The sequence below is a fragment of the Nonomuraea sp. LPB2021202275-12-8 genome (assembly GCF_037044575.1).
Classification (GTDB): Bacteria; Actinomycetota; Actinomycetes; order Streptosporangiales; family Streptosporangiaceae; genus Nonomuraea.
Genome location: NZ_JBAHWD010000011.1, coordinates 19,943 through 45,917, shown reverse-complemented (window position 1 = coordinate 45,917; position 25,975 = coordinate 19,943). Strand labels below are relative to the sequence as shown.

The window sequence follows — 25,975 nt, the reverse complement described above, 5'->3', positions numbered from 1 at the left end:
ACATGAGATCGTGGTCCGCCCCCAACATCCCCAGACTTCCCGGTGAGAGCGTCCCGCTGCGGCTCTACGACACGGCAGCCAGGCAGGTCCGGCAGAGCGACCCGGGGCCGGTCGCGACGATGTACGTGTGCGGCATCACCCCCTACGACGCCACCCACCTGGGCCACGCCAACACCTATCTCGCCTTCGACCTGGTCGGCCGCCTGTGGCGGGACGCCGGCCACGAGGTCCACTACACGCAGAACGCCACCGACGTCGACGACCCGCTGCTGGAGCGGGCCGAGCAGACCGGCGTCGACTGGCAGAGCCTGGCCGAGCGGGAGATCGAGCTGTTCCGCACGGACATGGAGGCGCTGCGCATCCTGCCGCCCCGCGAGTACGTGGGCGTCACCGAGGTGATCGGCCGGGTGGCAGGGCTCATCGGGGAGCTCGGGGCCAAGGGCGTCACCTACACCCTCGACGGCGACGTCTACTTCAGCGTGGCCGACGCCCCCAAGTACGGGCAGGTGTCCGGTTACGACGAGCAGCGGATGGTGACCCTGTTCGGTGAGCGCGGCGGCGACCCCGACCGGCCCGGCAAGCGTCACCCCCTCGACTGGCTGCTCTGGCGGGCCGAGCGGCCCGGCGAGCCCGCCTGGGACTCCCCGCTCGGCAGGGGCCGCCCCGGCTGGCACATCGAGTGCACCGCCATCGCCCTGGACAACCTGGGCGCCGGCTTCGACGTGGCGGGCGGCGGCTCCGACCTGATCTTCCCCCACCACGAGTGCGGCGCCTCGGAGGGGCACGCCGCCACGGGGGAGTGGCCGTTCGCCAGGTTCTACACGCACGCGGGCATGGTGGCGCTCGACGGCGAGAAGATGTCGAAGTCCCGCGGCAACCTGGTGTTCGTCTCCAAGCTGCGCGCCGAGCACGACCCGATGGCCGTCCGGCTCGTCCTGCTCGCCCACCACTACCGCGAGGACTGGGCCTACACCCCCGACCAGCTCGCCGCGGCCGAGGCCAGGCTGGCCCGCTGGCGCTCGGCGAGCGCGCGGTCCACCGCCCCGCCCGCGGACGAACTGCTGGCCGAGGTCCGCGAGCGGCTGGCCGACGACCTGGACACTCCCGGGGCGCTGGCCGCGATCGACGCCTGGGTGGACCGGGCGCTGGCAGGGGAGGGCACGGACGCCTCGGCGCCCGGCCTCGTGCGCGACCTGGCCGACGCGCTGCTCGGCCTGGAGCTCTGAGGCGCGGCCCCGCCTCAGGCCAGGCACTCGTCCGCGCCGATGATCTCGGCCGACATGTTGCGCTCCATCATGCGCAGCGCGGCCCGGCCGAGATCGTCGTGGAGCGTTGCCACGCAGTCCGGCGGCACCACGACGGCGAACTCCCTGATGTAGGCGTCGAGCGCGCTGTAGAGCACGCACTGCTCGGTCACCTGGCCGGTCACCACCACGGTCCGGACCTCCTCCCGCCGCAGCAGATACTCCAGCGGCGTACCGAAGAAGGCGCTGTGCCGCACCTTGGTCAGGAACGCGCAGTCCGGCGGGGGCGCCACCGGCTCCACCAGCTCCGGATGGCGCCCCTTCAGCGCCCTGGCCACCAGGTCCTCGCGCCCGGCGGCGAAATCTCCCTGGTTGTCGTTGACGTAGATCAGATCCACGTCGTCCCGCTCCCGCGCGCGCCCCACGAGCCGCGCGAGCGCGGGCACGACGGGCTCGACGCCGCGCGCGAGCTGTTCGGCGTCGGCGTGCTCGTACGGATTGAGCATGTCGACGACGATCAACGCGGTCTTCGCCACGGTGGGTCCGCCCCCGGTTCAGGCGGTCGCCGGGGCCAGCCGCTGATAGCCGGCCAGCTCCGTCGAGAACCACTCGATGGTCCGGCGCAGCCCCTCTCGCGCCGGCACCCGCGCCTGCCAGCCCAGCCGCTCGGTCGCCAGCGACGTGTCGGGCCTGCGCACCCGGGGATCGTCGGCCGGCCGGTCGATGAACTCGATCGGCGACGACGACCCGCTCAGCTCCCTGATCATCGTGGCCAGCTCCAGCATGGTCAGCTCGTCCGGGTTGCCGATGTTCACCGGGCCGTCGAAGTCGCTCCTGGCCATGGCGAGAATCCCCGCCACGGTGTCGTCGACGTAGCAGATCGAACGGGTCTGCGAGCCGTCGCCGGTGATGGTGATCGGCTCGCCCAGCAGCGCCTGCCTGATGAAGGTCGGGATGGCCCGGCCGTCGAAGGGCCGCATCCGGGGGCCGTAGGTGTTGAAGATCCGCACGATGCCGGTGTCGGTGCCGCGCGAGTGCCGGTAGGCCGTGGTCAGCGACTCGGCGAAGCGCTTGGCCTCGTCGTAGACGCTGCGCGGGCCGACCGGGTTGACGTTGCCCCAGTACGTCTCCCGCTGCGGGTGCTCCAGCGGGTCGCCGTACACCTCGCTGGTCGAGGCGAGGACGAACCGGGCGCCCTTCTCCCTGGCCAGGCCGAGCGCGTGCAGCGTGCCGACGCTGCCGACGCGCAGCGTCTCGATCGGGTAGCGCAGGTAGTCGGCCGGCGAGGCGGCCGAGGCGAAGTGCAGCACGAGATCCAGCCGGTCGGGTACGTGGACGTACCCGGTCAGGTCGCATTCGATGATGCGGAACGACGGCCGGTCGATCAGATGCTCCACGTTGCGCGGCCCGCCGGTGAGGAAGCTGTCCATGCAGACCACGTCCGCCCCCTCGTCCAGCAGCCGCTCGCACAGGTAGGAGCCGAGGAACCCGGCTCCGCCGGTGACAAGCGCCTTCATGACGTGACCTCCAGTGCAGCGTCGACGACTTCGGAAACTTCGATCTTCAACAGGCCCGGGTCGGGCCGCACCCCGTGCGGGTCCCCGTTGTGCCCGGCCCACAGCGCCACGTGCCGCCAGCCCGGCGGCGGCCCCCACAGCGCCGGTGACACCGGCCCGAACAGCACCACCGACGGCACGCAGAACGCGGTGGCCAGATGAGCGACGCCGGTGTCGCCGCAGACGACCAGCCGGGCCCTGCTGATCACCTCGATCAGACCGGCCAGGTCGGTGCGGCCCGCGAGCATCCGCTCGTCCGGCAGCCCGGCCAGCTCGGCCACCCGCCTGGCCAGCTCGACCTCCTTGACCCCGCCGGTGACGACCACGTCGTCCAGCGCCGCGGCGACCTCGGCGAAGCGCTCCGGTGGCCAGCGGCGGGCCGGGAAGGCGGCGCCGGGATGCAGCACCACCGGCCCCGTCCGGTCGGAGATGCCGAGAGTCAGGTCGTCAGGATCGGTGGCGATGCCGTACCACTCCAGCAGCTCGCACCAGCGTCGCACCTCGTGCACGCCGTCGCGCCACGGCGGGCCCGTGCCGTGGCTCATCAGCGTGCCCGGCCGGGTACGGCGCAGCGCGTCGATGCTCTGCGGGCCCTTGCCGTGCAGGTTGACCGCGATGTCGGGCCGCTCGAACGGCACCGGGCCCGGCCCCGACACGTCGAGCCGGTCGTCCACGGCGCCGATCAGCGGCAGCAGCGCGTCGAGCGTTGACGGGCAGGCGAGCGTGATCCGGTGGTCGGGAAAGGCCTGGCGCAGCGCGCGCAGCGCGGGAACGGCCGTGAGCAGGTCACCCAGCCCGAGCCCGCGCAGCACCAGGAGACTCAGGGCCATGACGTCTCCGTGTCGGGGCAGATGACGAGCTCCCTGATCTCGCAGCCGGTGGGCTGCCCCAGCGCGAACACCACGGTCGCGGCGACGTGGGCGGGGTCGTTCAGGCCCGCCTCCGGCCCCGGTTTGTACTGCTCGGCGCGGCCGTCGAAGAAGGCCGTGCGCATGCCGCCCGGGACGAGCAGCGTCACCCCGACCTCGCCGCGCAGCTCCACCGCCAGGGCCCTGGTGAACCCGACCACGCCGAACTTCGACGCGCTGTAGGCGGAGGCGTCGCTCAGCGGGCGCAGCCCGAGCGTGGACGCGCAGGTGACGACCCGGCCGCGGACCCGCTTCAGATAGGGCAGCGCCGCCCGTACGACCGCGGCCGTGCCGAGCAGGTTCACCTGGATCACCCGCTCCCAGTCGTCGGCGGGCACGTCCTCCAGCCGCCCGCACGCGTCGATGCCCGCAGCGGTGACCACGGCGTCCAGGCCTCCGGCACGCTCGGCCAGCTCGCGCACCGCCCGCTCGGCCTGGGCCCGGTCGGCCAGGTCGGCGGTGACGTGGTCGAAGCGCTGATTGGGCTCGCGCACGTCGACGACCAGAGGCCGCCAGCCCTCCTTCTCCACGGCTTCGGCGGTCGCCAGGCCGAGCCCGGAAGCGCCCCCGGTGATCAAAACGTTCATCGAATCTCCCTGATCAGATTGGTGGTAGAACGTCCCGGCAGGAGGCTCAGCACGACCGTTTCCGCGCCGAGCCCGGCCAGGACCTCGGATTCGGGCAGGTTCCCGCCCTCGTAGTCGCCGCCCTTCACCCACACGTCGGGGCGGAGCAGCTCGATCGCGCGGGCGGGGGTGTCCTCGTCGAACACCAGAACCGCGTCCACGCAGCTCAGCGCCCGCAGCACCTCGACCCGGTCGCGGGCGTCCACGACCGGCCTGGCGCGGCCCTTGAGCCTGCGCACCGAGTCGTCGGAGTTGACACAGACGACGAGCGCGTCGCCCAGCGCCCTGGCCCGCCGCAGCAGGCTGACGTGCCCGGCGTGCAGCAGGTCGAAACAGCCGCCGGTGGCGATCAGCCGCCCGCCGGAGGCCCTGGTCAGCTCGGCCACCTCGATCGCGGTGCGCGGCCGGTCGCCGAGTTCCTGCTCCTGGACGCGGACGGCGGCGGCGCCGCCACGCTCGACGAAGCGCGAGGCCTCGCCCACGCCGATGGCGACCGCCTCCTCCACATCCGCACCGGCGCGCAGCGCCAGCGCCGCGGCGCTGGCCAGCCGGTCGCCGGCGCCGCACACGTCCTGGCCGATGGCCAGCACGGGCGCGGGGACCTTGGTGAGCGAGCCGCCGGACAGCGCCAGAGCCGCCCCGTGCCTGCCCAGGGTGACGGCCACCGCCCCGGCCCGCAGCTCGCGCACCAGGCGGTGGGCCGCCTGGTCGGGGCCCGCGTAGGGCAGCGGGCACAGCAGCCGGGCCTCCGCCTCGCTCGGAGTCAGCAGCGTGCAGCCGGCGACAGGCCTGTCGCCTCTGGGATGCGGGTCCCAGACCACCGGCACGCGGCAGCCGCGCAGCAGCTCGCGCGCCATCGCGGCGACGCCCCTGCCGTAGTCGGCGACCAGCACCGCGCCGGCCCGGGCGACCGCCTCGGCGGCCTTGGCGTGCTCGGGAGCGTGATGGACCGTGCCGTCGCCGGTGTCCATGCGCAGCAGCGTCTGGCCCCTGGCCCTGATCCTGGTCTTGCGCACGGTGCCGCCCCGCAGCGGGAGCCGTACCAGGTCCAGCTCGGCCGACAGCAGGCCGCACAGGCGGCGGCCCGCGGGGTCGTCGCCGATCGCGGTGATCAGCACCACCTCGGCGCCGTCGCGGGCGGCGAGCAGCGCCGCCAGGCCCGCGCCGCCGGGACGGGCGTGCTCGGCGGCGACGTCCAGCACCGGGACGGGCGCGTCCGGGCAGAGCCGCTCGGTGTCGCCCACGACGTCCACGTCCAGCAGCGTGTCGCCGATGACGACGAGCGGGCCCATCACCGCGGGCGATCGCCGCGCCTCGCCCAGACGGCCACGGCGGATGTCCTGCCCCCGCCGCGGATCCGTCACAGCGCCTCCTCGACGGCGTCGCACAGCATGTGGATCATCGCCAGGTGCACTTCCTGTACGGTCGCCGTCTCCTCGGCGGGGACGGCGACCGTCTCGTCGCAGATGCCGGCCAGCGGGTTCGGGGCGGGGCCGGTCAACGCCCACGCGAGGATGCCGTGCTCGTGCGCCGCGTGCGCGGCGGCGATCACGTTGGCGCTGCCGCCGCTGGTCGACAGGCACACCAGCACGTCGCCGGGACGGCCGTGCGCCCGCACCTGCCTGGCGTAGACCTCGTCGGCGCCGAAGTCGTTGGCGATCGCGGTCATCGAGGAACTGTCGGCGTGCAGCGCGATGGCCGCGTACGGCGGCCTGTCGGCCCTGAACCTGCCGACCAGCTCGGCCGTCAGGTGCTGGGCCTCCGCCGCCGAGCCGCCGTTGCCGCAGGCCAGCAGCCTGCCCCCGGCGGACAGCACGCCGGCGAGCTTGCCGCCCCAGGCGCGGACCGTGACCGCGTGGTCGTCGACCCTGGTCAGGGCGGCGTGCAGCTTTTCGAGATGAACGTCCATGGCTAACCCCCCAGAGCGGCCAGCCGGCACAGCCGGCCGTCGATCACCTGCGTGTACACGGCCTCGGTCTGCTCGGCGATCCGCGGCCAGCCGTACCTCTCGCGGGCCCGGCGCGCCCCCGCCGCGCCGAGCGCCCGCCGCCGGTCCGGATTGTCGAGGATGTCGCGCAGCGCCCTGGCGAGCGCTCTCGGCCGGCGTGGCGGCACCAGCAGCCCGCAGCCCGCCACCGTGTCCAGGTGCCCGCCGACCGCCGACGCCACGACCGGCACCCCGCACGCCATCGCCTCGACGGGAACCATGCCGAACGGCTCGTACCACGGCACGGTGACCAGGGCGTCGGCCGCGCGCATCAGGGCCGGCACGTGCTCGCGCGGCACGCTGCCGATCACGTGCACCCGGTCGCCGATCCCGTAGCCGGCGGCCAGCTCGCGCATGCGCACCGCCTCCTCGTCGTCGATCCGGCCGCCCGCGATCACCAGCTCGGCGTCCGGTAGCTGGCGCAGTGCCGCGATCACCGTGTCGACGCCCTTGCGCGGCACCAGCCGGCCGAGGCTGAGCACCATCGGCCCGTCGGTGCGCGGGGCCACCGGCCCGTCGGGGCGGAACATGTCGAGGTCGACGCCGCACGGCACGACCGCGATCCGCCGCTCCGGCACGCCCATGGCGCGCAGCTCTTCGACCTCGTCGCCGCAGGTGGCCACGACCGCGTCCGCCAGCCTGCCGATCTCCCGCTCGGTCTCGATCCGGTGCGCCGGGCTCGTGTCGGCGTTGCCCTGCCAGCGCCGCTTGACGGTGCCGAGCGCGTGGAAGGTCTGCACCACCGGGATGCCCTCGGCGGCCTGCAGCGCCGCCTGCCCGCTCATCCAGAAGTGCCCGTGCACGATGTCCGGCCGGCGCCGCGCCCAGCGGTCCGCCAGGCGCTCGGTGAACTCGGGCATGTACGGCGGGAGCTCGTCCTTGGACACGGGCGCGGCCGGACCGGCCGGGACGTAGGAGACCGTGACGCGCGGCGCCAGCCGTACCGCGGCGGGCCTGGTCGGATGGCAACGACGGGTGTGCACGACCACCGTGTGCCCGCGTGCCGCCAGCGCGATCGCCAGCTTGGCCACGTAGACGTTCTGGCCGCCTGAGTCGACGCCGCCGACGACGGCCAGCGGATCCGCGTGCTCGGAGATGAGATCGATCTTCACTGCGCCAGCTCCCTCACTGCCTTGACCACCTGCTCACTGGTCACTTCGGACAGGCACGGGTGCCCGGGGACCGGACAGGTGCGCGCCCTGCTCAACCTGCAGGGCGCTTGCTGGTCACCGAGCAGCACCGCGGGCACGCCGTACGGGGCCCACCGCGCGGCGGGAACGACGGGGGCGAACAGGCTCACGACCGGTGTGCCGACAGCCGCCGCCAGGTGCGCGGGGCCGGTGTTGCCGGCCACGAGCACGCCGGCGCGTTCGATCACGGCGGCCAGCTGGGCGAACGTCGTCCTGCCGCCCAGGTCGACGGCGACCCCGTGAGCGACGAAGGCGGTGAGCTCGCGTTCGGTACCGGTTACGACGACCTGATGCCCGTCGTCGACCAGCTCTCGCACGGTCTGGCGGTGCCTTTCGGCCGGCCAGGTCCTGGCGGGAGCTGAGGTCCCTGGGTGCACCACGACATACGCGCCTCTGTCGGCAGCGCCGCCGACGCCCAGTGATTGCCCTATCTCCCGGCCGATATTCGGCAATGGCCTTCGAACTGCGAGTTTGCCGTCATCGCCGGGCGGCAGCTCGAATCCGGCGGCGCGGGCGAGTTCCAGCATCCGTTCCGCCTCCGGCACGTCGACGCTCTCGTCCACGACATGCCGGACGTCGAGCAGGGAACCGGGGTAGTCGTTGCTGATCGCGGCGATCCGCCGCACTCCGGCCAGCCGCAGCAGCAGCGCCAGCGGCAGCGCCGACTGGTGGAAGGAGGTGAGGATCAGCGCCTCGCCGATTCCCCTGACCCGCTGGACCAGCTCGGCGACCCGGTCGATGTGCACCGGCGGCGGGTCGCTGTCGATCCACGGGGCACACCACTCGATCACCCGGTCCACGCCGGGCAGCAGCTCGGCGGCCGCCCTGCCGTTCGGACCGGCCAGCATCACCACCTCGCGCGCGTGCTCCCGCACGGCCCGTACGGCCGGTCCGGCCAGCAGCACGTCTCCCGCGTCGTCGAGGCGCGCCACGAGCACCCGCTCCCGGCGGCGGCGCGGCCGCTCACCGGCCCGCTCGCCGGCCGCCGCCGGCCTGGGGCGTGACAGCACCCCCAAGCGACCGCTCATCTTCGTACCTCCCATTCCCCCCGAAGCCGGTGCGCGCAGGCGACCGGCGGGATCACCACGCTGGTGACCACCATCCGCAGCACCTCCTGGGAGGTGCGGGGGCCGGGCGACACCCGTGCCCACGCGAACTCCGCGGTGAGCGCGGCCCAACCGGCCGCGGCGGCCACCCCGGCGAGCGGCAGCGCCGCGCGGACGGCCCCCCGCGAGGCCGCGGGCGTACGCGAGGCCGCGCGCGGAGAGGTGGCGCGGTGGCGCACGGCCAGGACGCCGGCGGCGGCGCAGGCGGCGCAGGCGGCGGCGGTGAGGCCGAGGGCGGTCGTCAGCGCGTGCGTGCGCAGTCTGCGGGGCCCGCCGCCGATGGCCTCCCGCCAGCCGGGGCCGTAGCGGCGCCGCATGCGGGCGTCGTCGGCGTTGCCGCGCTGGAACCGGACGCTCGACCAGAACCCGTCGTCACGTACCGGATGGACCGTCACCCGGGTTCCCTTGACCAGCCGGAAGCCCGCCTCGAACATCCGCAGGGCCAGGTCGGCGTCCTCCCGGTAGGCGCGCGGGAAGCGCTCGTCGAACCCGCCGACCCGCTCCAGCGCCGTGCGGCGGTAGGCCATGTCCGCCGTGGGCCACTCGGCGCGGGTCAGCCCGGCGGTGTTGCGCTCGGCGTCGGTGGGGCGGCGCTCGCGGGGCAGCGGCACCACGATGCGCCCCTGGCTGCCCGCCACGTCGTCGGCCAGGCCCACCAGGTCCTTCCGGACGGCAGCGGCCCAGCCGGGCTCCGGCACCACGTCGTCGTCCAGGAACGCCACCCACGGGGTGCCGCAGGTCCGCCAGCCCGCGTTGCGGGCGGCCGCAGGCCCGCGCCCGCCGGAGCGGACGACGCGTACGTTCCCCGGCACCTCGAGCGGCGCCTGGCCGGTGGCCGCGTGGGCGGCCGGCCGGTCGTCCACCACGACGACCGGCACGTCTGGTCCGAGCGCGGCGAGAGTGACCCGCAGGCTCGGGCGGCCGACGGTGGGAATCACGACAGTGATCACTGGGCGAACACCTCTCCGCGCCGCACCAGGTACGGCCCCAGGACGAGCACCTCGACCGGGGAGGAGCCGAAGCATTCGAGCGCGTCACGGGGGTCGTCCACCATCGGCCGCCCTGCGGTGTTGAGGCTGGTGTTGACCACGACGGGCAGTCCGGTCCGCGACTCGAACTCCGCGAGCACGCGGGCGAGCAGCGGGTGGGCGGCGGGGGAGACGGTCTGGACGCGGGCGGTGCCGTCCACGTGCACCACCGCGGGGATCCGGTCGCGCCACGACGGGTGCACGTCGTGCACGAACAGCATGTACGGCGACGGCGTCGGGCCCCGGCCGAAGATCTCGGCGGCCCGCGACTCCAGCACCATGGGCGCGATGGGCCGGAACTGCTCGCGGCCCTTGACGTCGTTGAGCCGTTCGGTGTTGGCCGCGTGACCCGGGTGGGCCAGCAGCGACCGGTTGCCCAGCGCCCGCGGGCCGTACTCGGATCTGCCCTGGAACCAGGCGACGATCCGGTCGGCGGCCAGCTCGGCGGCCACGGCGGCGGCCAGGTCGGGCGGCCGCGAGTACGGGACCCTGGCCACGTCGAGCCACGCGCCGAGCTCCTCGTCGGTGAAGCCGCGGCCGAGTGCCGCGCCCGGCATGGGCGCGGCGGGCTCGCCGTGAGCCTGCGCCAGGTGGAGGGCGCCGCCGAGCGCGGTGCCGGAGTCGCCGGCGGCCGGTTGCACCCACACCTCGTCGAACGGCCCCTCGGCCAGGAGCCGGGTGTTGGCCACGCAGTTCAGCGCGACCCCGCCCGCCATGGCCAGCCGGCGCTCGCCGGTGCGCTCGTGCAGCCAGCGGGCCAGCTCGAGCAGCACCTCCTCCAGCCGGGCCTGGACGCTGGCCGCCAGGTCGGCGTGGTCGCAGGTCCACGACTCGCCCCTGGCCAGCGCCTTGGCGTAGCCGTTCCAGTCGACGGGCTCGACGTGGAAGCCGCCGTCGCCGGTGGTGTGCACCAGCTCGCGCAGCGCTTCCAGGTGGCGCGGCCGGCCGTAGGAGGCCAGCGCCATCACCTTGTACTCGTCGCAGGAGCGCAGGAATCCCAGGTGCTCGGTCACGTCCTCGTACATGAGCCCGAGCGAGTGCGGCAGCCGCTGCGCGGCGAGCACCTCCAGCTCGCCGTCCTGGTAGCGGCCGGCCAGGTGGGAGACGTCCTCGCCGCGCCCGTCGCACACCAGCACCGCGCAGTCGCGCCAGGGTGAGGCGAGTCCCGCCGAGGCGGCGTGCGCCACGTGGTGCGGCACGAACCGCACCTGGGCCGGGTCGAGTCCGGGCAGCGCAGTGGACAGGAACAGGGGCGCGCGCACCGCGTACGTGGTGCGCAGGTCCTCCCAGTCGCCGTCCGGGTGCCGGCGGACCAGGGCCGGATCGTAGGAGTAGGCCACCGCGTCGATGTCCTCGGGACCGATCCCCGCTTCGCGCAGGCACCAGGCGGCCGCCTGCTCCGGCAGCTCCCACGCGGAGAACGGCAGCGGCCGCTTGCCGTGCTTGCGGCGGCTGAAGCGTTCCTCCTCCGCCGCGGCGACCACCTGCCCGTCGGCCACCAGCGCGGCGGCCGGGTCGTGGAAGATCGCGTTGATACCGAGAAATCTCATCCGTTCCTCCCCCGAGAACTAAGAGAACCGCTACCGAGAGAAGCGGCTCTCAAACACGACGACCTCCGTGAACTGCACAAACAGGCCAAACTACCTGGAATTGATTACGCTGAGTAGTTGTTTGTGGGGTTGGCGCCCGGGTAGCTGCGGAGCACGCGACGGAGGTGAATGGTGTTCGAACTACGACGTCCCGGAGCCGTGCTCTTCGATCGGGACGGAACCCTGATCAGGGACGTCCCGTACAACGGTGACCCGGCCCGCGTGGAGCTCATGCCGGGTGCGCTGGAGGCCCTGAGCAGGCTGCGCCGGGCCGACGTGCCGGTGGCGGTCGTCACCAACCAGTCGGGCGTGGCCAAGGGCCTGCTGACGGCCGACGAGATGGAGCAGGTGAACGCCAAGGTCGAGGAACTGCTCGGGCCGTTCGACGCCTGGGCGATCTGCGTGCACGACGACGGCGACGGCTGCACCTGCCGCAAACCCGCGCCGGGACTGGTGATCAGGGCCGCCGCGGTGCTCGACGTGAGCCCGCGCGACTGCGTGGTGGTGGGCGACATCGGCAGGGACATGGACGCGGCCAGGGCCGTCGGCGCCCGCGGCATCCTGGTGCCGACCCCGCAGACGCTGCGCGAAGAGGTCTCGCGTGCCCCGGAGGTGGCCGCCGACCTGATCGACGTCGCCGACCGGGTGCTGAGCGACACCGTCACCGCCACCCCCGTCACCGCGGGCGCCGCCGTCACCTGGTCCCGGGCGATGGGCTGGAACCGCTGGTGAGGATCCTGCTGTGGCACGTCCACGGCTCGTGGACCACCTCTTTCGTACGCGGCCGCCACGACTACGTGCTGCCGCTCGTCCCCGGTCGCGGTCCTGACGGGCGGGGGAGAGCCCGGACCTACGACTGGCCCGCCACCGCCCGCGAGGTGCCCTGGGACCGGCTCCGCGACGAGCCCCTCGACCTGATCGTCTATCAGCGGCCGCACGAGCCGGAGCTGGCCCGCGAGTGGCTCGGCCGCGACCTGCCGGGCGTCTACGTCGAGCACAACACCCCCGTCGGCGACGTTCCCCGCACCAGGCACCCGCTCGCCGGGCGCGACGACATCACGGTCGTGCACGTGACCCACTTCAACGAGCTGTTCTGGGACAGCGGCAGGGCGCCCACCCGGGTGATCGAGCACGGCATCCCGGATCCCGGCCACCTCTACACCGGCGAGCTGGCAGCGGCCGGGGTCGTGGTGAACGAGCCCGTCAGGCGCACCCGCGTGGCGGGGACCGACCTGCTGCCGCGCTTCGCCGCCAGAGTGCCGCTCGACCTGTTCGGCATGAAGGTCGACGGCCTGCCGTACGGGACGTACGAGGACCTGCCGCAGGCGCGGATGCACGCCGAGCTCGCCAGGCGGCGCGCCTACCTGCACCCCTACCGGTGGACGTCGCTCGGGCTGGCGCTCATCGAGGCGATGACGCTCGGCATGCCCGTCGTGGCGCTCGCCGCCACCGAGGCCGTGGAAGCGGTGCCGCCCGAGGCGGGCGTCGTCTCCACCAGGGTCGGCGTGCTGGCCGACGCGCTCGAGGATTTCGTGCACGATCCGGAGCGCGCATCCCAGGCGGGCAAGGCCGCGCGGGCCGCCGCGCTGGCCCGTTACGGGCTCGAAAGGTTCCTGGACGACTGGGATCACCTGTTTGAAGAGGTATGACCCGATTTCGCATGGGTACGCGAGGCATATGATGATGAAGCTCGAATGGTCACGCAGCGCCGCCTGCCTGGACCTCGACCCGGAGCTGTTCTTCCCGATCTCGCTCCAGGGCCCCGGTCAGTCGCAGGTGGAACGTGCCAAGGCCGTCTGCCGGAGCTGCCCGGTGCGCGAGCCCTGCCTCGATTATGCGATCACCAGCGGCCAGACCCACGGAGTCTGGGGCGGAACCGATCCCGAACAGCGGCGAGCCCTCATTCCGCGGTGAATGCCGCCGCCAGGAACCGCTCCCGCTCGCTCGCTTCGAGGTGGTCACTGAACAGCACCCCGTCGAGATGGTCGGTCTCGTGCTGCAGCACCCTGGCCAGTACGCCCAGCGCCCGCACGGTGACGGGCTTGCCGAACATGTCGCGGCCACGCGCCGTGACCATGTAAGAACGTTCCAGCGGCCACCAGACGCCAGGCGCCGACAGGCACGCCTCGTCGGCCGTGATCCGCCGCTGCGACAGCTCCAGCCGCGGATTGACCAGATGGCCGGACGCGCCGTCATAGGAGTAGACCAGCACCCGCAGCGGCACCCCGAGCTGGGGCGCGGCCAGGCCGGCCCGGCCGGCTCCGGCCCGCAGCGTGGCGGTCAGCGACTTGACGAGCCTGCGCAGCTCGCGATCGAAGTCCCGCACCGGCGCCGCGACCGAGCGCAGCACCGGATCGTCGAACGTCCGGATGGGCAGCGTTGTCACCCGCAACTCCCCGATAGATCGCGTGGCACATCGGAGGGGTTCCCGCCCGCCGGGATCGCCAATCGTGGGGGTTCTGGCTTGTAGCACAGTGGTAACAGAAGAGACCCAGCCCGGAAACCAGCCAAAAGCACTATCGAGGACGTGATCTCACTTTCGGTTCACGTGCCTGTGATGCCTGGCCGGGTGCTCGGGGCCCGGCCAGGCCTCCCGGCAGACCCGACCTATGACGAGGTGTTCGCATGAGTGCGCAACCCATCGAGGACACCGCCCCCTCGCCGGAGACGGCGCCTGACGCGCTGTCGGGCTTCACCGTGGGCGTCACCGCCACCAGGCGGCGCGAGGAGTTCGGCGCGCTGCTCGAACGTCGCGGCGCCCGCGTGCTGAGCGCCCCGGCGATCCGGCTGGTGCCGCTCGCCGAGGACGCCGACCTGCTCGCCGCCACCAGGGAGAGCCTGGAAGGACCCATCGACGACGTGGTGGTCACCACCGGCGTCGGCTTCCGCGGCTGGATGGCGGCCGCCGAAGGCTGGGGCCTGTCCGGAGACCTGGGTGACCACCTGGCCAAGGCCCGCCTGCTGACCCGCGGGCCCAAGGCCAGGGGAGCCGTCCGCGCCGCCGGCCTGAACGACCACTGGACCCCCGCCACCGAATCGTGCCAGGAGGTCAAGCAGTACCTCCTGGCCCAGGACCTGAACGGCCGCCGCATCGCCGTGCAGCAGCACGGCGAGCCGCTGACCGACTTCGTCGCCGAGCTGCGGGAGGCGGGGGCCGAGGTGATCGAGATCCCGGTCTACCGCTGGCTGCCCTACCGCGACCCCTCCCCGCTGCGCCGCCTCATCACCCAGACGATCTCCGGCGCGATCGACGCGGTGGCCTTCACCAGCGCGCCCGCCGTGCACGCCATGCTCGGCGCGGCCCGTGCGGAGGGCCTGGAGGACGCGCTGCTCGCGGCCTTCTCCGGCTCCGCCGTCGCCGCCTGCGTCGGCCCCGTCACGGCCGGCCCGCTGGCCGCCCGCGGCGTGCCCACCCTGCAGCCCGACCGCGCGCGGCTGGGCGCCCTGGCCCGCGCCCTGGCCAGGCACCTGCCCGAGCACTCCGTCACCCGGCTCGACGCCGGCGAGCACCGGCTGGAGATCCGCGGCCACGCCGTCGTCGTCGACGGCGAGCTCAGACCGCTCCCGCCCGCCCCGATGTCGGTGCTCAAACGCCTGGCCGACAAGCCCGGCCACGTCGTGTCCCGCGCCGACCTGCGCACCGTGCTGCCGGGCAGCCTCGCGAGGGACTCCGCCGAGCACGCCGTCGAGATGGCCATCACCCGCCTGCGCCGCGCCCTCGGCCCGGCCGGGATCGTCGAGACGGTCGTCAAGCGCGGCTACCGCCTCGCCTGCACCTACGAGGCAGGCCTGTGACACCCACGCTCGTCCTGGCCGCCCATGGCACCAGAAGCGAGGAGGGGGAGCAGACCCTGGCCGCGCTGGCCGCGGCCGTCCGGCGGGCCCGCGCCGGGCACCGCGTCGAGCTGAGCTACCTCGAGATCAGCTCGCCGCTGCTGTCGGAGGTGCTGCCCGCCGTCCCCGGTCCGGTCGTCGTGGTCCCGCTGCTGCTCGCCGGCGGCTACCACGTCCACATCGACCTGCCGAACGTCATCGCCGAGCACCGCCCCGACGCGCTCATCGCCGCCAGGCTCGGGCCGCATCCGCTGCTGACGACGGCGCTCGCCCGCCGCCTGGTGCGCGCCGGCCTGCGTGCCACCGACGCCGTCATCCTGGGCGCCGCCGGCTCCTCCGACCCTGCCGGGCTGGCCGACGTACGGGCCGCCGCCCACCGGCTCGCCGTGCGCCTGGCCCGCCCGGTCACGGCGGCGTTCGCCTCGGCGGGCACGCCGACGCTGGAGGAGGCCATGGACCGGCTCCGCTCCGGGCCGGCCGCGCGGGTGGCCGTCGCCTCCTACCTGCTGGCGCCCGGCTACTTCCACTCCCGCATGGTGGCGGCGGGCGCCGACCTGGTCAGCGCTCCGCTCGGCGCCGACGTCGCGGCCCTCGTCTGGCACCGGTACGACGAGGCCAGGCGACTGGCCGCGCGCACGGTTACCCGCGCGACGGGCTGACCCCGCGCCGCGGGGTCAGCCGGGGAAGGGCTCCAGGCGGAGCTCGCGGACGATCTCCTCGGCGCCGACGTCGCGCGTCGGGCCCGCGTCCGCGCCCACGAACATCTCGATGTAGGCGTGGTGGAAACAGCCCGCCAGCAGCAGCCGGGCGCTCGCCTCCGGATCCACCTGCGCGGCGACCCGGCCCAGCCGCCGCTCGGCGTCCAGATAGTGGGCCAGCGGCGCGGTCTCCGTCGGAGGGCCGAGGCCGTTCTCCCTGAGCGCCTGGCGGAAACGTACGGTGACCGAGGGAGAGGTGAACGCGGGCAGCGCGGCCGACTGCACGTCCACGTAGTAGTCGATGCCCGCCCGCGCCACCGGGACCAGGTTGTCCCGCACCCTGCCCTTGCCGGCGAGGTGTGACAGGTCGTTCAGGATGCGTATCCACAGCGGGAGCCGGTCCTGGAGCATGGCGAGGAAGTGGTCGACCGAGCCGTCGACGCGGTCCGCTCGGAGCGGTGCGGCCATCTGGAGGACGCGCCTCCTGGTGTCCTGGCTGGTCTGGTGCGGGTCACCGGGGGAAGTCGCCATGATCCGCCTAACGTGCGCAGACACGTAAAACTCGATTATGAACCCGTATTCCGTAAAAGTACGGCGTTTGGGCACTTTATGAGTCGGCAGCCGGCGGCGCGTGGCACGCCGTGCTTCTCGCCCAAGGTGTCGTACGGCCGGCCGTCGCGATTCCGAGGATCGCGTACGGTCAGCCGTCGGTGTCGCGGTCCCGGCGCCTCAGGTAGCGCTCGAACTCGGCGGCGATCGCGTCGCCGCTGGCCTCGGGCAGCTCGGCGGCGTCCTTGCGCTCCTCGAGCTCCTTGACGTATTCGGCCACCTCGCTGTCCTGCGAGGCGAGCTCGTCCACGCCCAGCTCCCACGCGCGGGCCTCCTCGTCGAGGTCGCCCAGCGGCATCGGGATCTCCAGCAGGTCCTCCATGCGCCGCAGCAGCGCCAGGGTGGCCTTGGGGTTGGGCGGCTGGGCCACATAGTGCGGCACCGACGCCCACAGCGTGACGGCGTCGAGGTCCGCCTCGCCGAAGGCGTGCTGCAGCACGCCGACGATGCCCGTCGGCCCCTCGTAGCGGCTGAGCTCCAGGTTGGTCGAGCGCGCCAGGGCCTCGTCGGTGGCGCTGCCCAGGATCGGCACCGGGCGGGTGTGCGGAGAGTCGTTGAGCAGCGCGCCCAGCATCACCGCGAGCTCCACGCCGAGCTCGCGGCAGACCTCGACGATGTCGGCGCAGAACGAGCGCCAGCGCATGTTGGGCTCGATGCCGCGCAGCAGCACCACGTCGCGCTCGCTGCCCGGCGGGCGCGCGTGCAGCAACCGGGTGGTCGGCCAGACGATCGACCGCGTCAGGCCGTCGCCCATCTCCACGACGGGCCGGGTGACCTGGAAGTCGTAGTAGTCGTCAGGGTCGAGCTCGGCCAGCGGCTCGGCCTTCCAGGCGGCCTCGAGATGGGCGATCACACCGCTCGAAGCCTCGCCCGCGTCGTTCCACCCCTCGAACGCGGCAATGAGCACCGGGTCGACGAGCTCGGGGAGCCCTTCGAGCTCGATCACGTGTCGCCTCCTGTCTCCACCATTCCGCTAAGCCTATGTGGTGAGGAGGCACTCATGTCACGTGGTAAGCGCGATCAGTGGCGCCCGCCGTCCGGCGGGCCGGACGACGAGCGCCTCGCGGGGCTCACGCCGGCGCGCACCCGGTCCGGCCGGGCCAGGTAGGCGCAGGCCAGGACGGAGGTGGCGCCGCCGGGCCCCATAGAGGGAGGGGCGAGCCGGGAGTGCCGGCGAGCCCGGCGGGGCAGCGCCGTCCGTGCCCTCATGGATGTGATGTTCAACTGCTGGGACGACAGCCAATCGTCCGGAGGGCAGCCGATAAGCTTGCGCCCATGAGCATCTCCTCGTCCTTCCGTGAAGTGCTGTCCCAGCGTGTGATCGTCGCCGACGGCGCGATGGGGACCATGCTTCAGGCGCAGGACCCGACGCTCGACGACTTCGAAGGCCACGAGGGCTGCAACGAGGTCCTCAACGTCACGCGGCCCGACATCGTGCGCGATGTCCACGACGCCTACTTCGCGGTGGGCGTCGACTGCGTGGAGACCAACACCTTCGGCGCCAACCTGGCCGCGCTGGCGGAGTACGACATCGGCGCCAAGGTCTTCGAATACTCCGAGGCCGGCGCGAGGATCGCGCGCGAGCGGGCCGACCACTGGTCGACCCCGGAGCAGCCGCGGTTCGTGCTCGGCTCGATGGGGCCCGGCACCAAGCTCCCCACCCTCGGCCACCTGCCCTACGAGAGCCTGCGCGACGCCTACCGCGACAACGCGGCCGGCCTGATCGCGGGCGGCGCCGACGCGCTGATCATCGAGACCTGCCAGGACCTGCTCCAGGTCAAGGCCGCCGTCATCGGAGCCAAGCGGGCGATCGAGACCGCCGGGCGCGACGTGCCGATCATCGCCCAGGTGACGATCGAGACCAACGGCGCGATGCTGCTCGGCTCCGAGATCGGCGCCGCCCTCACCGCGATCGAGCCGCTAGGCGTCGACGTGATCGGCCTCAACTGCGCCACCGGCCCCGCCGAGATGAGCGAGCACCTGCGCTACCTCGCCCGCCACTCCCGCCTGAAGCTGTCGTGCATGCCCAACGCCGGCCTGCCGGTGCTGACCTCCGACGGCGCCTACTACCCGCTCAGCGCGGAGGAGCTGGCCGGCGCCCACGACACCTTCGCCCGCGACTACGGCCTGTCGCTGGTCGGCGGCTGCTGCGGCACCACCCCCGAGCATCTGCGGCAGGTGGTCGAGCGGGTGCGCGGCAGGCAGCCCGTCGCCCGCCGCCCGCACCCGGAGCCCGGCGCGTCCTCCCTCTACCAGAGCGTCCCGTTCCGCCAGGACACCTCCTACCTGGCGATCGGCGAGCGCTGCAACACCAACGGCTCCAAGGCCTTCCGTGAGGCCATGCTGGAGGGCCGCTGGGACGACTGCGTCGAGACGGCCCGCGACCAGGCCCGCGACGGCGCGCACATGCTCGACCTGTGCGTCGACTACGTCGGACGCGACGGCGTCGCCGACATGAAGGAGCTGGCCTTCCGCTTCGCCACCGCCTCCACGCTGCCGATCATGCTCGACTCGACCGAGCCGGCGGTCCTGCAGGCCGGGCTGGAGATGCTGGGCGGGCGGGCGGCCGTCAACTCCGTCAACTACGAGGACGGCGACGGCCCCGACTCCCGCTTCCAGCGGATCATGCGGCTGGTGAGCGAGCACGGCGCGGCCGTGGTCGCGCTGACCATCGACGAGGAGGGCCAGGCGCGCACCGCCGACTGGAAGGTGCGCGTGGCCTCCCGCCTGATCGACGACCTGGTCGGCAACTGGGGCATGCGGGTCGAGGACATCATCGTCGACTGCCTCACCTTCCCCATCGCCACCGGCCAGGAGGAGACCAGGCGTGACGGCCTGGAGACCATCGAGGCCATCAGCGAGCTCAAGCGCCGCTACCCGGCGGTGCAGACCACCCTGGGCCTGTCCAACATCAGCTTCGGCCTCAACCCGGCCGCCCGCATGGTGCTCAACTCGGTCTTCCTCAACGAGTGCGTCAACGCGGGGCTCGACTCCGCCATCGTGCACGCCTCCAAGATCGTCCCGATGGCCCGCATCCCCGACGAGCAGCGGCAGGTCGCGCTCGACATGGTCTACGACCGGCGCCGCGAGGGCTACGACCCGCTGCAGCGGTACATGGACCTGTTCGAGGGCGTCGACGCGGCGGCGGTGCGCGCAGGCAAGGCCGAGGAGCTGGCCGCTCTGCCCCTGTGGGAACGGCTCAAGCGGCGCATCATCGACGGCGAGAAGAAGGGCCTGGATGCCGACCTCGAAGATGCGCTCGCCCAGCGCCCCGCGCTCGAGATCATCAACGACGTGCTGCTCGACGGCATGAAGACGGTGGGCGAGCTGTTCGGCTCCGGCCAGATGCAGCTGCCGTTCGTGCTGCAGTCGGCCGAGGTGATGAAGACCGCCGTCGCCCACCTGGAGCCGCACATGGACCGGGTCGAGGGCGAGACCAAGGGCCGCATCGTGCTGGCCACGGTCAAGGGCGACGTGCACGACATCGGCAAGAACCTCGTCGACATCATCCTGTCCAACAACGGCTACCAGGTGGTCAACCTGGGGATCAAGCAGCCGGTCTCGGCCATCCTGGAGGCGGCCGACGAGCAGAAGGCCGACGTCATCGGCATGTCGGGCCTGCTGGTCAAGTCGACCGTGATCATGAAGGAGAACCTGGAGGAGATGAACTCCAGGGGCCTGTCCGAGCGCTACCCGGTGCTGCTCGGCGGCGCCGCGCTCACCCGCGCCTACGTCGAGCAGGACCTGGCGGAGGTGTTCTCCGGCGAGGTCCGCTACGCCCGTGACGCGTTCGAGGGCCTGCGCCTGATGGACGCCTTCATGGCCGTCAAGCGGGGCGTCAAGGGGGCCACGCTGCCGCCGCTGCGCGAGCGCCGCGTCAAGACCGGCGCGGTGCTGACCCGCACCCCGGTCGAGGAGCTGCCGTCCCGCTCCGACGTGGCCGCCGACAACCCGGTCCCGAAGCCGCCGTTCCACGGCGACCGCATCGTCAAGGGCATCCCGCTGACCGACTACGCGGCCTTCCTCGACGAGCGGGCGCTCTTCCTCGGCCAGTGGGGTCTCAAGCCGACCAGGGGCGGCGACGGCCCCGGCTACGACGAGCTGGTCGAGACCGAGGGCCGCCCGCGCCTGCGCATGTGGCTGGAGCGCATGCAGACCGAGGGGCTGCTGGAGGCGGCCGTCGTCTACGGCTACTTCCCGTGCGTCAGCGACGGCGACTCGCTCATCGTCCTCGACGAGGCCGGCGACGAGCGCACCCGCTTCACCTTCCCGCGCCAGCGCCGCGACCGGCACCTGTGCCTGTCCGACTTCTTCCGCGGCAAGGACTCCGGCGAGGTCGACGTGGTCGGCTTCCAGGTGGCCACGATGGGCGGCAAGATCTCCGAGGCCACGGCCGAGCTGTTCGCCAAGGACGCCTACCGCGACTACCTGGAGCTGCACGGGCTGTCGGTGCAGCTCACCGAGGCGCTGGCGGAATACTGGCACGCCAGGGTCCGCTCGGAGTGGGGGATCGGCGGCGCGGAGTCCCTCGACGACATGCTCAAGGTCAACATCCAGGGCTGCCGCTACTCCTTCGGCTACCCTGCCTGTCCCAACCTGGAGGACCAGCAGCAGCTCTTCCAGCTGCTCGGTCCGGAGCGGATCGGGGTCACGCTGTCGGAGGAGTTCCAGCTCCACCCCGAGCAGGCGACCTCCGCGCTGGTCGCCCACCACCCGGAGGCCAAATACTTCAACGTCTGACCGGTCGCCCGCACGCCCGCAGGCGACCGGCCCCGGGCGAACGGTTTCCGCCGGAAGGCATCGGCGCCGGCCGCCGGCGATGGCTTCCGGCCACGGTGACCGGTCATTGTGGCTGGTCGTGGGTGGCAGTCAGCTGGTTTGGGCGGGCGGCCCGTGGCCTCCGGTGGCCGGTGGGCGACGCTGGTGACCGGCAGCCGGTGACCATGACCGGAGGAAGGCCGACGACCACGATCCATGAGTCACGGGTCATCCGCCACGGCCACCGGGCGGGGTCGGCGGCGGGTCGGTGACCGGGAGGGCGAGGGGCGCTTGCCGGTGGCGGATGGCCGGCGGCGACAATGGCGGGCAGGCAGCAGCGATCGGGGGATGTATGGAAGCGGTCTTCTTCGACATGGACGGGCTCCTCGTCGACACCGAGAGGGTGTGGCTGGAGGTCGAGACCCAGGTGATGGCGGGGCTCGGCGGCGAGTGGACGCCCGAGCACCAGACGCATCTGGTGGGCGGTTCCATGGAGCGGACCGTCGACTACATGCTCGCTGTGTCCGGCTCCACCGCTTCAGCGGCGTCGGTGCGCGAGGCGATGGTCTCCAACATGGTGTCCCGCCTGGCGGGAGGCGTACGCGTCATGCCAGGAGCCGGCGAGCTGCTCGACGCGCTGCGCGACGAGGGGGTGCCGGTGGCGCTGGTCACGTCATCGCTGAGGGAGATCGCCGACGCGGTGCTCAAGGGCGTGGGCCGGGACCGCTTCGACGCCGTCGTCACCGCCGACGACGTCACCCGTACCAAACCCGACCCCGAGCCCTACCTGACGGCCGCCCGCCTGCTCGGCGTGGAGCCGGTCCGCTGCGTCGTCCTGGAGGACTCCCCGACGGGGGTGGCCGCCGCCACGGCCGCAGGCTGCGCGGTGGTGGCCGTGCCGAGCCTCCTGCCCATCGACGCGGCCCCCGGCCGGCTGGTCGTCCCCTCCCTGTCCGGTATCGGCGTCCCGGCCCTCCGTGCCCTCATCCACACCTGAGCGGCTTCGCCTGAGTGGCTTCGCCTGAGTGGCTTCGCCTGAGTGGCTTCGCCTGAGTGGCTTCGCCTGAGTGGCTCGACTTCTCGGTCCATCACTGTCCGTAGGTGACGCGGGCCGTACGGTGAGGTGATGTCACGGACGGTGACCTCAACCGGACGCGGACCCCGTACGGGCATGGATCGCTCATCCCCTAGGGGAACGGTGGTTCTCGCGGAGGAGGAACACGCGCCATATCGCGTGCCAGGATGGAGGCGTAGCCGAAGACGGAGGGTGGCTCGAATGCTTTACAGCCAGATCGCATGGTTTCCGCTGTGCGTCGGAGTGACCGCCGCCGGCCTGGTGCTGAGCTTCCTGGCGTTCCGGCGCCGGGGTGCCGCGTCCGGGATGCGGGCGGCCGCGTGGGCGCTGCTGCCGCTGGCGGCCTACCTGACCGGGGCGCTGCAGGCGCTGTGGACCATCGGCTCGACCCTCGTGGGGTTCGTGACGAGCCTGGTGTTCAACCCGGTGGTGTGGGCGGGCGTGGCCGTGGCAGGGTTGTCGGTGGTGCTGTTCGTGACGTCGGGCGTGCTGCGAGGCCGCAAGCTGGCCAAGGCGGGCGGTGGCAAGAAGGCGCGTGAGGCGGCACCGGAGGCCCCCGCGGGGCAGCCGGCTGCCCGGCCTGCGGCGGCCAAGCCCGCCGTCGAACCGCGCAAGAAGAGCACCGGCGATGACGACTTCTCGGACATCGAGGATCTTCTCAAACGCCGTGGCATCAGTTGAGCCGGATTGTGTCACAGTTCCGAGACGTAACCGGGACTGGCCGTAGACAATCCCATCAAGATCGATACGAATGAGTTTCGCGTCAATCACAGTTGAGCCACATAGCGGCCTGAGGGACTAGTCAGCGCAGCTCAGGCCATACATCCTGCCTCCTGAGGTCGCGACGAGCGGTCTGTACCAGAACCAACAGACAACGTCGTCTGAAATCCAGGGGGCTATCCGGCATGACCGCACCGCTCGACGTTTCCGGTTCCGCGGCAGAGGCGCAGCCGGAGGCCGTGCTCACGGGGGCGGGCAAGGCCGTTCAGGGGCGATCCCTCACCAGGATCGCCTGGATGCGGCTGCGACGAGACAAGGTCGCTCTGGCTGGTGGCATCACCGTGCTGGTGCTCATCCTCGTGGCGATCTTCGCCACGCCGATCATCGCCGCCATCGGGCACCCGCCCCTGGAGTTCCACCAGGACCAGATCGACCCCGCCACCCTGCTGCCCAAGGGCAACGCCGGCAGCATGGGGGCCGAATACCTCCTGGGTGTCGAGCCCGTCAACGGCCGTGACATCTTCAGTCGCATCGTCGCCGGCGCCGGCATCTCGCTGCTGATCGGCTTCACGGCCACGATCCTGTCGGTCGTCATCGGCACGGTCATGGGCGTGATCGCCGGCTACTTCGGCGGCTGGGTCGACCAGGTGATCGGCCGCCTCATGGACGTCTTCCTCGCCTTCCCGCTCCTGGTCTTCGCCATCGCGCTGGCGGGAGTGATCCCCGACAAGGGATTCGGCCTCGAGGGCAACTCGTTGCGGATCGCGATGCTGATCTTCATCATCGGTTTCTTCAGCTGGCCCAGCATCGGCCGCATCGTCCGCGGCCAGACCCTCTCCCTGCGTGAGCGTGAGTTCGTCGACGCCGCGCGGAGCCTGGGGGCGCGCAACGGCTACATCCTGTTCCGCGAGATCCTGCCCAACCTGATCGCGCCCATCCTGGTCTACGCGACGCTGCTCATCCCCACCAACATCCTGTTCGAGGCGGCGCTGTCCTTCCTGGGGGTCGGCATCAACCCGCCCACTCCCACCTGGGGCGGCATGCTCTCGGAAGCGGTGCGCTTCTACACGCTCCCGCACTTCGTGATCTTCCCTGGTTTGGCGATCTTCATCACGGTTCTGGCGTTCAACCTGTTCGGCGACGGGCTGAGGGATGCCTTCGACCCGCGGGCGCACTGATCTTCGCCCATGCTCCAATCCCCATCTCCACTAACAAGGGGTAGTCAATGAGAAGGAAATCCGCACTGGCAGCGGCCGCGACAGCGGCGCTCGCCCTGGTGCTCTCCGCCTGTGGCGGCGGAGGGGGCGACACACCCCAGCAGCCCGCCCAGTCGGCGTCGGGCGGCGCCGCGCAACCCGCGGCCAACGCCGCACTGACCGAGGTGTTCAACCCTTCCACCAAGAAGGGCGGGACGCTGAAGGCAGCCCATTCGGGCGACTGGGACAGCCTGGACCCGGGTGACACCTACTACGGCTACTCGTTCAACTTCGGCCGGTTGTACTGGCGGACGCTGACGATGTACAAGCCCGGTCCCGGCCCCGAGGGCAACACCGTCGTGCCCGACCTGGCCGAAGGCCTTGGCGAGCCGAGCGACGAGGGCAAGACCTGGACGTACAAGATCAAGGCCGGTCTCAAGTACGAGGACGGCACGCCGATCACGGCCAAGGACGTCGCCTACGCGGTGGCCAGGACCTGGGACAAGGAGACCTTCCCCCACGGCCCGTCCTACCTCAACGAGCTGCTCGCCTGGCCGAAGGACTTCAAGGGCGTCTACAAGACCCCCGACGTCGACTACAAGTCGGCCGTCGAGGCGACGGACGACCAGACGGTCGTCTTCCACCTGACGAAGCCGTTCGCGTCGTTCGACTACATCGTTCAGATGCCGATGACCGCCCCGGTGCCGAAGGACAAGGACACCGGCGCGAAGTACCGCGAGAAGGTCATCTCGTCCGGCCCGTACAAGTTCGAGACGAACGAGATCGGCAAGAAGTTCGCCCTGGTCCGCAACGACCAGTGGGACGCGGCGACCGACCCCAACCGTCCCGCGCTGCCGGACCGCATCGAGGTCCAGCTGAATGTCAACGCCGATGACCTGGACAACCAGCTCATCTCCGGCGACATCCACCTCGACATTCCGGGCACCGGTCTGCAGCCGGCCGCGCTGGGCAAGGTCCTCCCCGACCCCGCCCTGAAGGCCCGCACGGACAACCCGACCATCCCCAGGCTCTGGTACGTCTCGGTCATCCCGGACAACCCGCCCCTGGACAACGTCGAGTGCCGCAAGGCCGTGATGTTCGCCGCGGACCGCGTCGCCAACCAGACCGCCTACGGAGGCGAGGTCGCCGGTGGCGACATCGCCACCAACGTGATGCCGCCGCCCATCGTCGGCCAGGAGAAGTTCGACATCTACCCGTCCGAGGGCAACAAGGGCGACATCGCCAAGGCCAAGGCGGCGCTCACCGCCTGCGGCCAGCCCAACGGCTTCTCCACCACGATGACGTTCCGCGCCGACCGCCCGCGTGAGAAGGCGCTGGCCGAGGCGATGGAGCAGGCGCTGTCCAAGGTCGGCATCAAGCTGACCCTCAAGGGCTTCCCGGCCTCCAGCTACTTCTCCGACTACGCCGGTAACACCGACTACGTCAAGAAGAACGGCATCGGCCTCGCCGGTCACGGCTGGGGCTCCGACTGGCCTGACGGCTACGGCTTCCTGCAGGCGATCGTCGACAGCCGCACCATCCGCGACGCCGGCAACTACAACCTCAGTGTCAAGAACCCCGAGGTTGACAAGCTGATCGACCAGGCCTCCGCCGAGCTCGACGACGCCGCCCGCGCCAAGCTGTGGGTCGACGTGGACAAGAAGGTCATGGAGGACGCCTCCATCCTCCCGGTGGTCTGGGCCAAGGCGCTGCTCCTGCGCGGCCAGGGCGTGACGAACATCGCTTACAACGAGGGCCAGAGCATGTACGACTACGTGCTGCTCGGCGTCGAGTGACCAGGCGATGTTCGGGGATCTAAGCGAAGGCAGGTGAAGGCAGGGATGGCCTGCC

25 protein-coding genes are annotated in these 25,975 nt (G+C 72.1%); 11 read left to right on the top strand and 14 right to left on the bottom strand.

Going from position 1 to position 25,975, the window contains the following annotated elements:
* Positions 1 to 2: 2 nt before the first annotated feature.
* Positions 3 to 1,226 (top strand): cysteine--1-D-myo-inosityl 2-amino-2-deoxy-alpha-D-glucopyranoside ligase, encoded by a 1,224-nt coding sequence (gene mshC, locus V5E28_RS21580; protein WP_336208806.1) that lies wholly within the window; start codon positions 3 to 5, stop codon positions 1,224 to 1,226.
* A 14-nt stretch (positions 1,227 to 1,240) separates the two neighbouring features.
* Here mshC and V5E28_RS21575 read toward each other — a convergent pair whose 3' ends face one another.
* Genes V5E28_RS21575 through V5E28_RS21530 form a run of 10 tightly spaced genes read right to left on the bottom strand, consistent with a single transcriptional unit; the run spans position 1,241 to position 11,195 of the window.
* Complete coding sequence (locus V5E28_RS21575; RefSeq protein ID WP_336208805.1) at positions 1,241 to 1,780, bottom strand: cysteine hydrolase family protein; 540 nt, start codon at positions 1,778 to 1,780, stop codon at positions 1,241 to 1,243.
* An 18-nt stretch (positions 1,781 to 1,798) separates the two neighbouring features.
* The gene (locus V5E28_RS21570) at positions 1,799 to 2,761 is read right to left on the bottom strand and encodes a UDP-glucuronic acid decarboxylase family protein (protein ID WP_336208804.1); all 963 of its coding nucleotides are present in this window, start codon (positions 2,759 to 2,761) and stop codon (positions 1,799 to 1,801) included.
* Positions 2,758 to 3,630, bottom strand: coding sequence for a glycosyltransferase family 9 protein (locus V5E28_RS21565; protein WP_336208803.1), 873 nt, complete (start codon positions 3,628 to 3,630; stop codon positions 2,758 to 2,760). The genes V5E28_RS21570 and V5E28_RS21565 overlap by 4 nt, the downstream gene beginning before the upstream one ends.
* Complete coding sequence (locus V5E28_RS21560; RefSeq protein ID WP_336208801.1) at positions 3,621 to 4,295, bottom strand: SDR family oxidoreductase; 675 nt, start codon at positions 4,293 to 4,295, stop codon at positions 3,621 to 3,623. The genes V5E28_RS21565 and V5E28_RS21560 overlap by 10 nt, the downstream gene beginning before the upstream one ends.
* Positions 4,292 to 5,698, bottom strand: a complete 1,407-nt coding sequence (locus V5E28_RS21555) for a PfkB family carbohydrate kinase (RefSeq protein ID WP_336208800.1) — start codon at positions 5,696 to 5,698, stop codon at positions 4,292 to 4,294. The genes V5E28_RS21560 and V5E28_RS21555 overlap by 4 nt, the downstream gene beginning before the upstream one ends.
* Positions 5,695 to 6,243, bottom strand: coding sequence for a D-sedoheptulose-7-phosphate isomerase (locus V5E28_RS21550; RefSeq protein ID WP_336208799.1), 549 nt, complete (start codon positions 6,241 to 6,243; stop codon positions 5,695 to 5,697). Before V5E28_RS21550 ends, V5E28_RS21555 begins: the two co-directional genes overlap by 4 nt.
* A gap of 2 nt (positions 6,244 to 6,245) precedes the next feature.
* A complete protein-coding gene (locus tag V5E28_RS21545; protein WP_336208797.1) occupies positions 6,246 to 7,433 on the bottom strand; it encodes a glycosyltransferase in 1,188 nt (395 codons plus the stop codon).
* On the bottom strand, positions 7,430 to 8,539 hold the full coding sequence (locus V5E28_RS21540; protein ID WP_336208796.1) for a glycosyltransferase family 9 protein: 1,110 nt from the start codon (positions 8,537 to 8,539) through the stop codon (positions 7,430 to 7,432). Before V5E28_RS21540 ends, V5E28_RS21545 begins: the two co-directional genes overlap by 4 nt.
* A complete protein-coding gene (locus tag V5E28_RS21535) occupies positions 8,536 to 9,567 on the bottom strand; it encodes a glycosyltransferase family 2 protein (protein WP_336208795.1) in 1,032 nt (343 codons plus the stop codon). Before V5E28_RS21535 ends, V5E28_RS21540 begins: the two co-directional genes overlap by 4 nt.
* Positions 9,564 to 11,195: a carbamoyltransferase family protein gene (locus V5E28_RS21530; RefSeq protein ID WP_336208793.1), complete on the bottom strand. Its 1,632-nt coding sequence runs from the start codon at positions 11,193 to 11,195 to the stop codon at positions 9,564 to 9,566. The genes V5E28_RS21535 and V5E28_RS21530 overlap by 4 nt, the downstream gene beginning before the upstream one ends.
* A gap of 168 nt (positions 11,196 to 11,363) precedes the next feature.
* Between V5E28_RS21530 and V5E28_RS21525 the strand changes: the two genes are divergently transcribed.
* From V5E28_RS21525 to V5E28_RS21515, 3 genes are read left to right on the top strand one after another with little or no spacing between them, the layout of a single operon-like run.
* Complete coding sequence (locus V5E28_RS21525; RefSeq protein ID WP_336208792.1) at positions 11,364 to 11,966, top strand: D-glycero-alpha-D-manno-heptose-1,7-bisphosphate 7-phosphatase; 603 nt, start codon at positions 11,364 to 11,366, stop codon at positions 11,964 to 11,966.
* Positions 11,963 to 12,883, top strand: coding sequence for a glycosyltransferase (locus V5E28_RS21520; RefSeq protein ID WP_336208791.1), 921 nt, complete (start codon positions 11,963 to 11,965; stop codon positions 12,881 to 12,883). The genes V5E28_RS21525 and V5E28_RS21520 overlap by 4 nt, the downstream gene beginning before the upstream one ends.
* A 28-nt stretch (positions 12,884 to 12,911) precedes the next feature.
* Positions 12,912 to 13,148 (top strand): WhiB family transcriptional regulator, encoded by a 237-nt coding sequence (locus V5E28_RS21515; protein WP_336208790.1) that lies wholly within the window; start codon positions 12,912 to 12,914, stop codon positions 13,146 to 13,148.
* Here V5E28_RS21515 and V5E28_RS21510 read toward each other — a convergent pair.
* Positions 13,135 to 13,620, bottom strand: coding sequence for a peptide deformylase (locus V5E28_RS21510; RefSeq protein ID WP_336208789.1), 486 nt, complete (start codon positions 13,618 to 13,620; stop codon positions 13,135 to 13,137). The two genes, V5E28_RS21515 and V5E28_RS21510, sit on opposite strands and share 14 nt — an antisense overlap.
* 239 nt (positions 13,621 to 13,859) lie before the next feature.
* Between V5E28_RS21510 and V5E28_RS21505 the strand changes: the two genes are divergently transcribed.
* Complete coding sequence (locus V5E28_RS21505) at positions 13,860 to 15,029, top strand: uroporphyrinogen-III synthase (RefSeq protein ID WP_336208788.1); 1,170 nt, start codon at positions 13,860 to 13,862, stop codon at positions 15,027 to 15,029.
* Complete coding sequence (locus tag V5E28_RS21500) at positions 15,026 to 15,727, top strand: sirohydrochlorin chelatase (RefSeq protein WP_336208787.1); 702 nt, start codon at positions 15,026 to 15,028, stop codon at positions 15,725 to 15,727. The genes V5E28_RS21505 and V5E28_RS21500 overlap by 4 nt, the downstream gene beginning before the upstream one ends.
* Before the next feature lie 15 nt (positions 15,728 to 15,742).
* On the opposite strand, the gene V5E28_RS21495 is transcribed toward V5E28_RS21500, so the two are convergent.
* The 3 genes from V5E28_RS21495 to V5E28_RS21485 all read right to left on the bottom strand — a co-directional run bounded on the left by V5E28_RS21495 (position 15,743) and on the right by V5E28_RS21485 (position 17,584).
* The gene (locus tag V5E28_RS21495; protein ID WP_336208786.1) at positions 15,743 to 16,297 is read right to left on the bottom strand and encodes a hypothetical protein; all 555 of its coding nucleotides are present in this window, start codon (positions 16,295 to 16,297) and stop codon (positions 15,743 to 15,745) included.
* Positions 16,298 to 16,466: 169 nt separating this feature from the next.
* Positions 16,467 to 17,321 carry a PAC2 family protein gene (locus V5E28_RS21490; RefSeq protein WP_336208784.1) on the bottom strand — a complete coding sequence of 285 codons (855 nt, stop codon included), beginning with the start codon at positions 17,319 to 17,321 and terminating at the stop codon, positions 16,467 to 16,469.
* Between the two features lie 74 nt (positions 17,322 to 17,395).
* Entirely contained in the window at positions 17,396 to 17,584 is a 189-nt protein-coding gene (locus V5E28_RS21485; RefSeq protein WP_336208782.1) for a hypothetical protein, read from the bottom strand.
* 66 nt (positions 17,585 to 17,650) lie between these two features.
* Here V5E28_RS21485 and metH point away from each other — a divergent pair, with 66 nt between their 5' ends.
* From metH to V5E28_RS21460, 5 genes are all read left to right on the top strand, one after another.
* Positions 17,651 to 21,115 carry a methionine synthase gene (metH, locus tag V5E28_RS21480; protein WP_336208781.1) on the top strand — a complete coding sequence of 1,155 codons (3,465 nt, stop codon included), beginning with the start codon at positions 17,651 to 17,653 and terminating at the stop codon, positions 21,113 to 21,115.
* Positions 21,116 to 21,485: 370 nt separating this feature from the next.
* Entirely contained in the window at positions 21,486 to 22,130 is a 645-nt protein-coding gene (locus tag V5E28_RS21475) for an HAD family hydrolase (protein WP_336208780.1), read from the top strand.
* A 279-nt stretch (positions 22,131 to 22,409) separates the two neighbouring features.
* Positions 22,410 to 22,889 (top strand): cellulose synthase, encoded by a 480-nt coding sequence (locus V5E28_RS21470; protein ID WP_336208779.1) that lies wholly within the window; start codon positions 22,410 to 22,412, stop codon positions 22,887 to 22,889.
* 224 nt (positions 22,890 to 23,113) lie between these two features.
* Positions 23,114 to 24,106: an ABC transporter permease gene (locus tag V5E28_RS21465; protein ID WP_336208778.1), complete on the top strand. Its 993-nt coding sequence runs from the start codon at positions 23,114 to 23,116 to the stop codon at positions 24,104 to 24,106.
* Between the two features lie 47 nt (positions 24,107 to 24,153).
* Positions 24,154 to 25,920 (top strand): ABC transporter substrate-binding protein, encoded by a 1,767-nt coding sequence (locus V5E28_RS21460; protein WP_336208777.1) that lies wholly within the window; start codon positions 24,154 to 24,156, stop codon positions 25,918 to 25,920.
* The last annotated feature ends 55 nt before the right edge of the window (positions 25,921 to 25,975 follow it).

Excerpts from the sequence above, each read along its gene's own strand:
- mshC (WP_336208806.1), top strand. The coding sequence starts at position 3 with ATGAGATCGTGGTCCGCCCCCAACATCCCCAGACTTCCCGGTGAGAGC.
- V5E28_RS21570 (WP_336208804.1), bottom strand. The coding sequence starts at position 2,761 with ATGAAGGCGCTTGTCACCGGCGGAGCCGGGTTCCTCGGCTCCTACCTG.
- V5E28_RS21565 (WP_336208803.1), bottom strand. The coding sequence starts at position 3,630 with ATGGCCCTGAGTCTCCTGGTGCTGCGCGGGCTCGGGCTGGGTGACCTG.
- V5E28_RS21560 (WP_336208801.1), bottom strand. The coding sequence starts at position 4,295 with ATGAACGTTTTGATCACCGGGGGCGCTTCCGGGCTCGGCCTGGCGACC.
- V5E28_RS21550 (WP_336208799.1), bottom strand. The coding sequence starts at position 6,243 with ATGGACGTTCATCTCGAAAAGCTGCACGCCGCCCTGACCAGGGTCGAC.
- V5E28_RS21540 (WP_336208796.1), bottom strand. The coding sequence starts at position 8,539 with ATGAGCGGTCGCTTGGGGGTGCTGTCACGCCCCAGGCCGGCGGCGGCC.
- V5E28_RS21530 (WP_336208793.1), bottom strand. The coding sequence starts at position 11,195 with ATGAGATTTCTCGGTATCAACGCGATCTTCCACGACCCGGCCGCCGCG.
- V5E28_RS21525 (WP_336208792.1), top strand. The coding sequence starts at position 11,364 with ATGGTGTTCGAACTACGACGTCCCGGAGCCGTGCTCTTCGATCGGGAC.
- V5E28_RS21515 (WP_336208790.1), top strand. The coding sequence starts at position 12,912 with ATGATGATGAAGCTCGAATGGTCACGCAGCGCCGCCTGCCTGGACCTC.
- V5E28_RS21505 (WP_336208788.1), top strand. The coding sequence starts at position 13,860 with ATGAGTGCGCAACCCATCGAGGACACCGCCCCCTCGCCGGAGACGGCG.
- V5E28_RS21495 (WP_336208786.1), bottom strand. The coding sequence starts at position 16,297 with ATGGCGACTTCCCCCGGTGACCCGCACCAGACCAGCCAGGACACCAGG.
- V5E28_RS21485 (WP_336208782.1), bottom strand. The coding sequence starts at position 17,584 with ATGAGGGCACGGACGGCGCTGCCCCGCCGGGCTCGCCGGCACTCCCGG.
- metH (WP_336208781.1), top strand. The coding sequence starts at position 17,651 with ATGAGCATCTCCTCGTCCTTCCGTGAAGTGCTGTCCCAGCGTGTGATC.
- V5E28_RS21475 (WP_336208780.1), top strand. The coding sequence starts at position 21,486 with ATGGAAGCGGTCTTCTTCGACATGGACGGGCTCCTCGTCGACACCGAG.
- V5E28_RS21470 (WP_336208779.1), top strand. The coding sequence starts at position 22,410 with ATGCTTTACAGCCAGATCGCATGGTTTCCGCTGTGCGTCGGAGTGACC.
- V5E28_RS21465 (WP_336208778.1), top strand. The coding sequence starts at position 23,114 with ATGACCGCACCGCTCGACGTTTCCGGTTCCGCGGCAGAGGCGCAGCCG.
- V5E28_RS21460 (WP_336208777.1), top strand. The coding sequence starts at position 24,154 with ATGAGAAGGAAATCCGCACTGGCAGCGGCCGCGACAGCGGCGCTCGCC.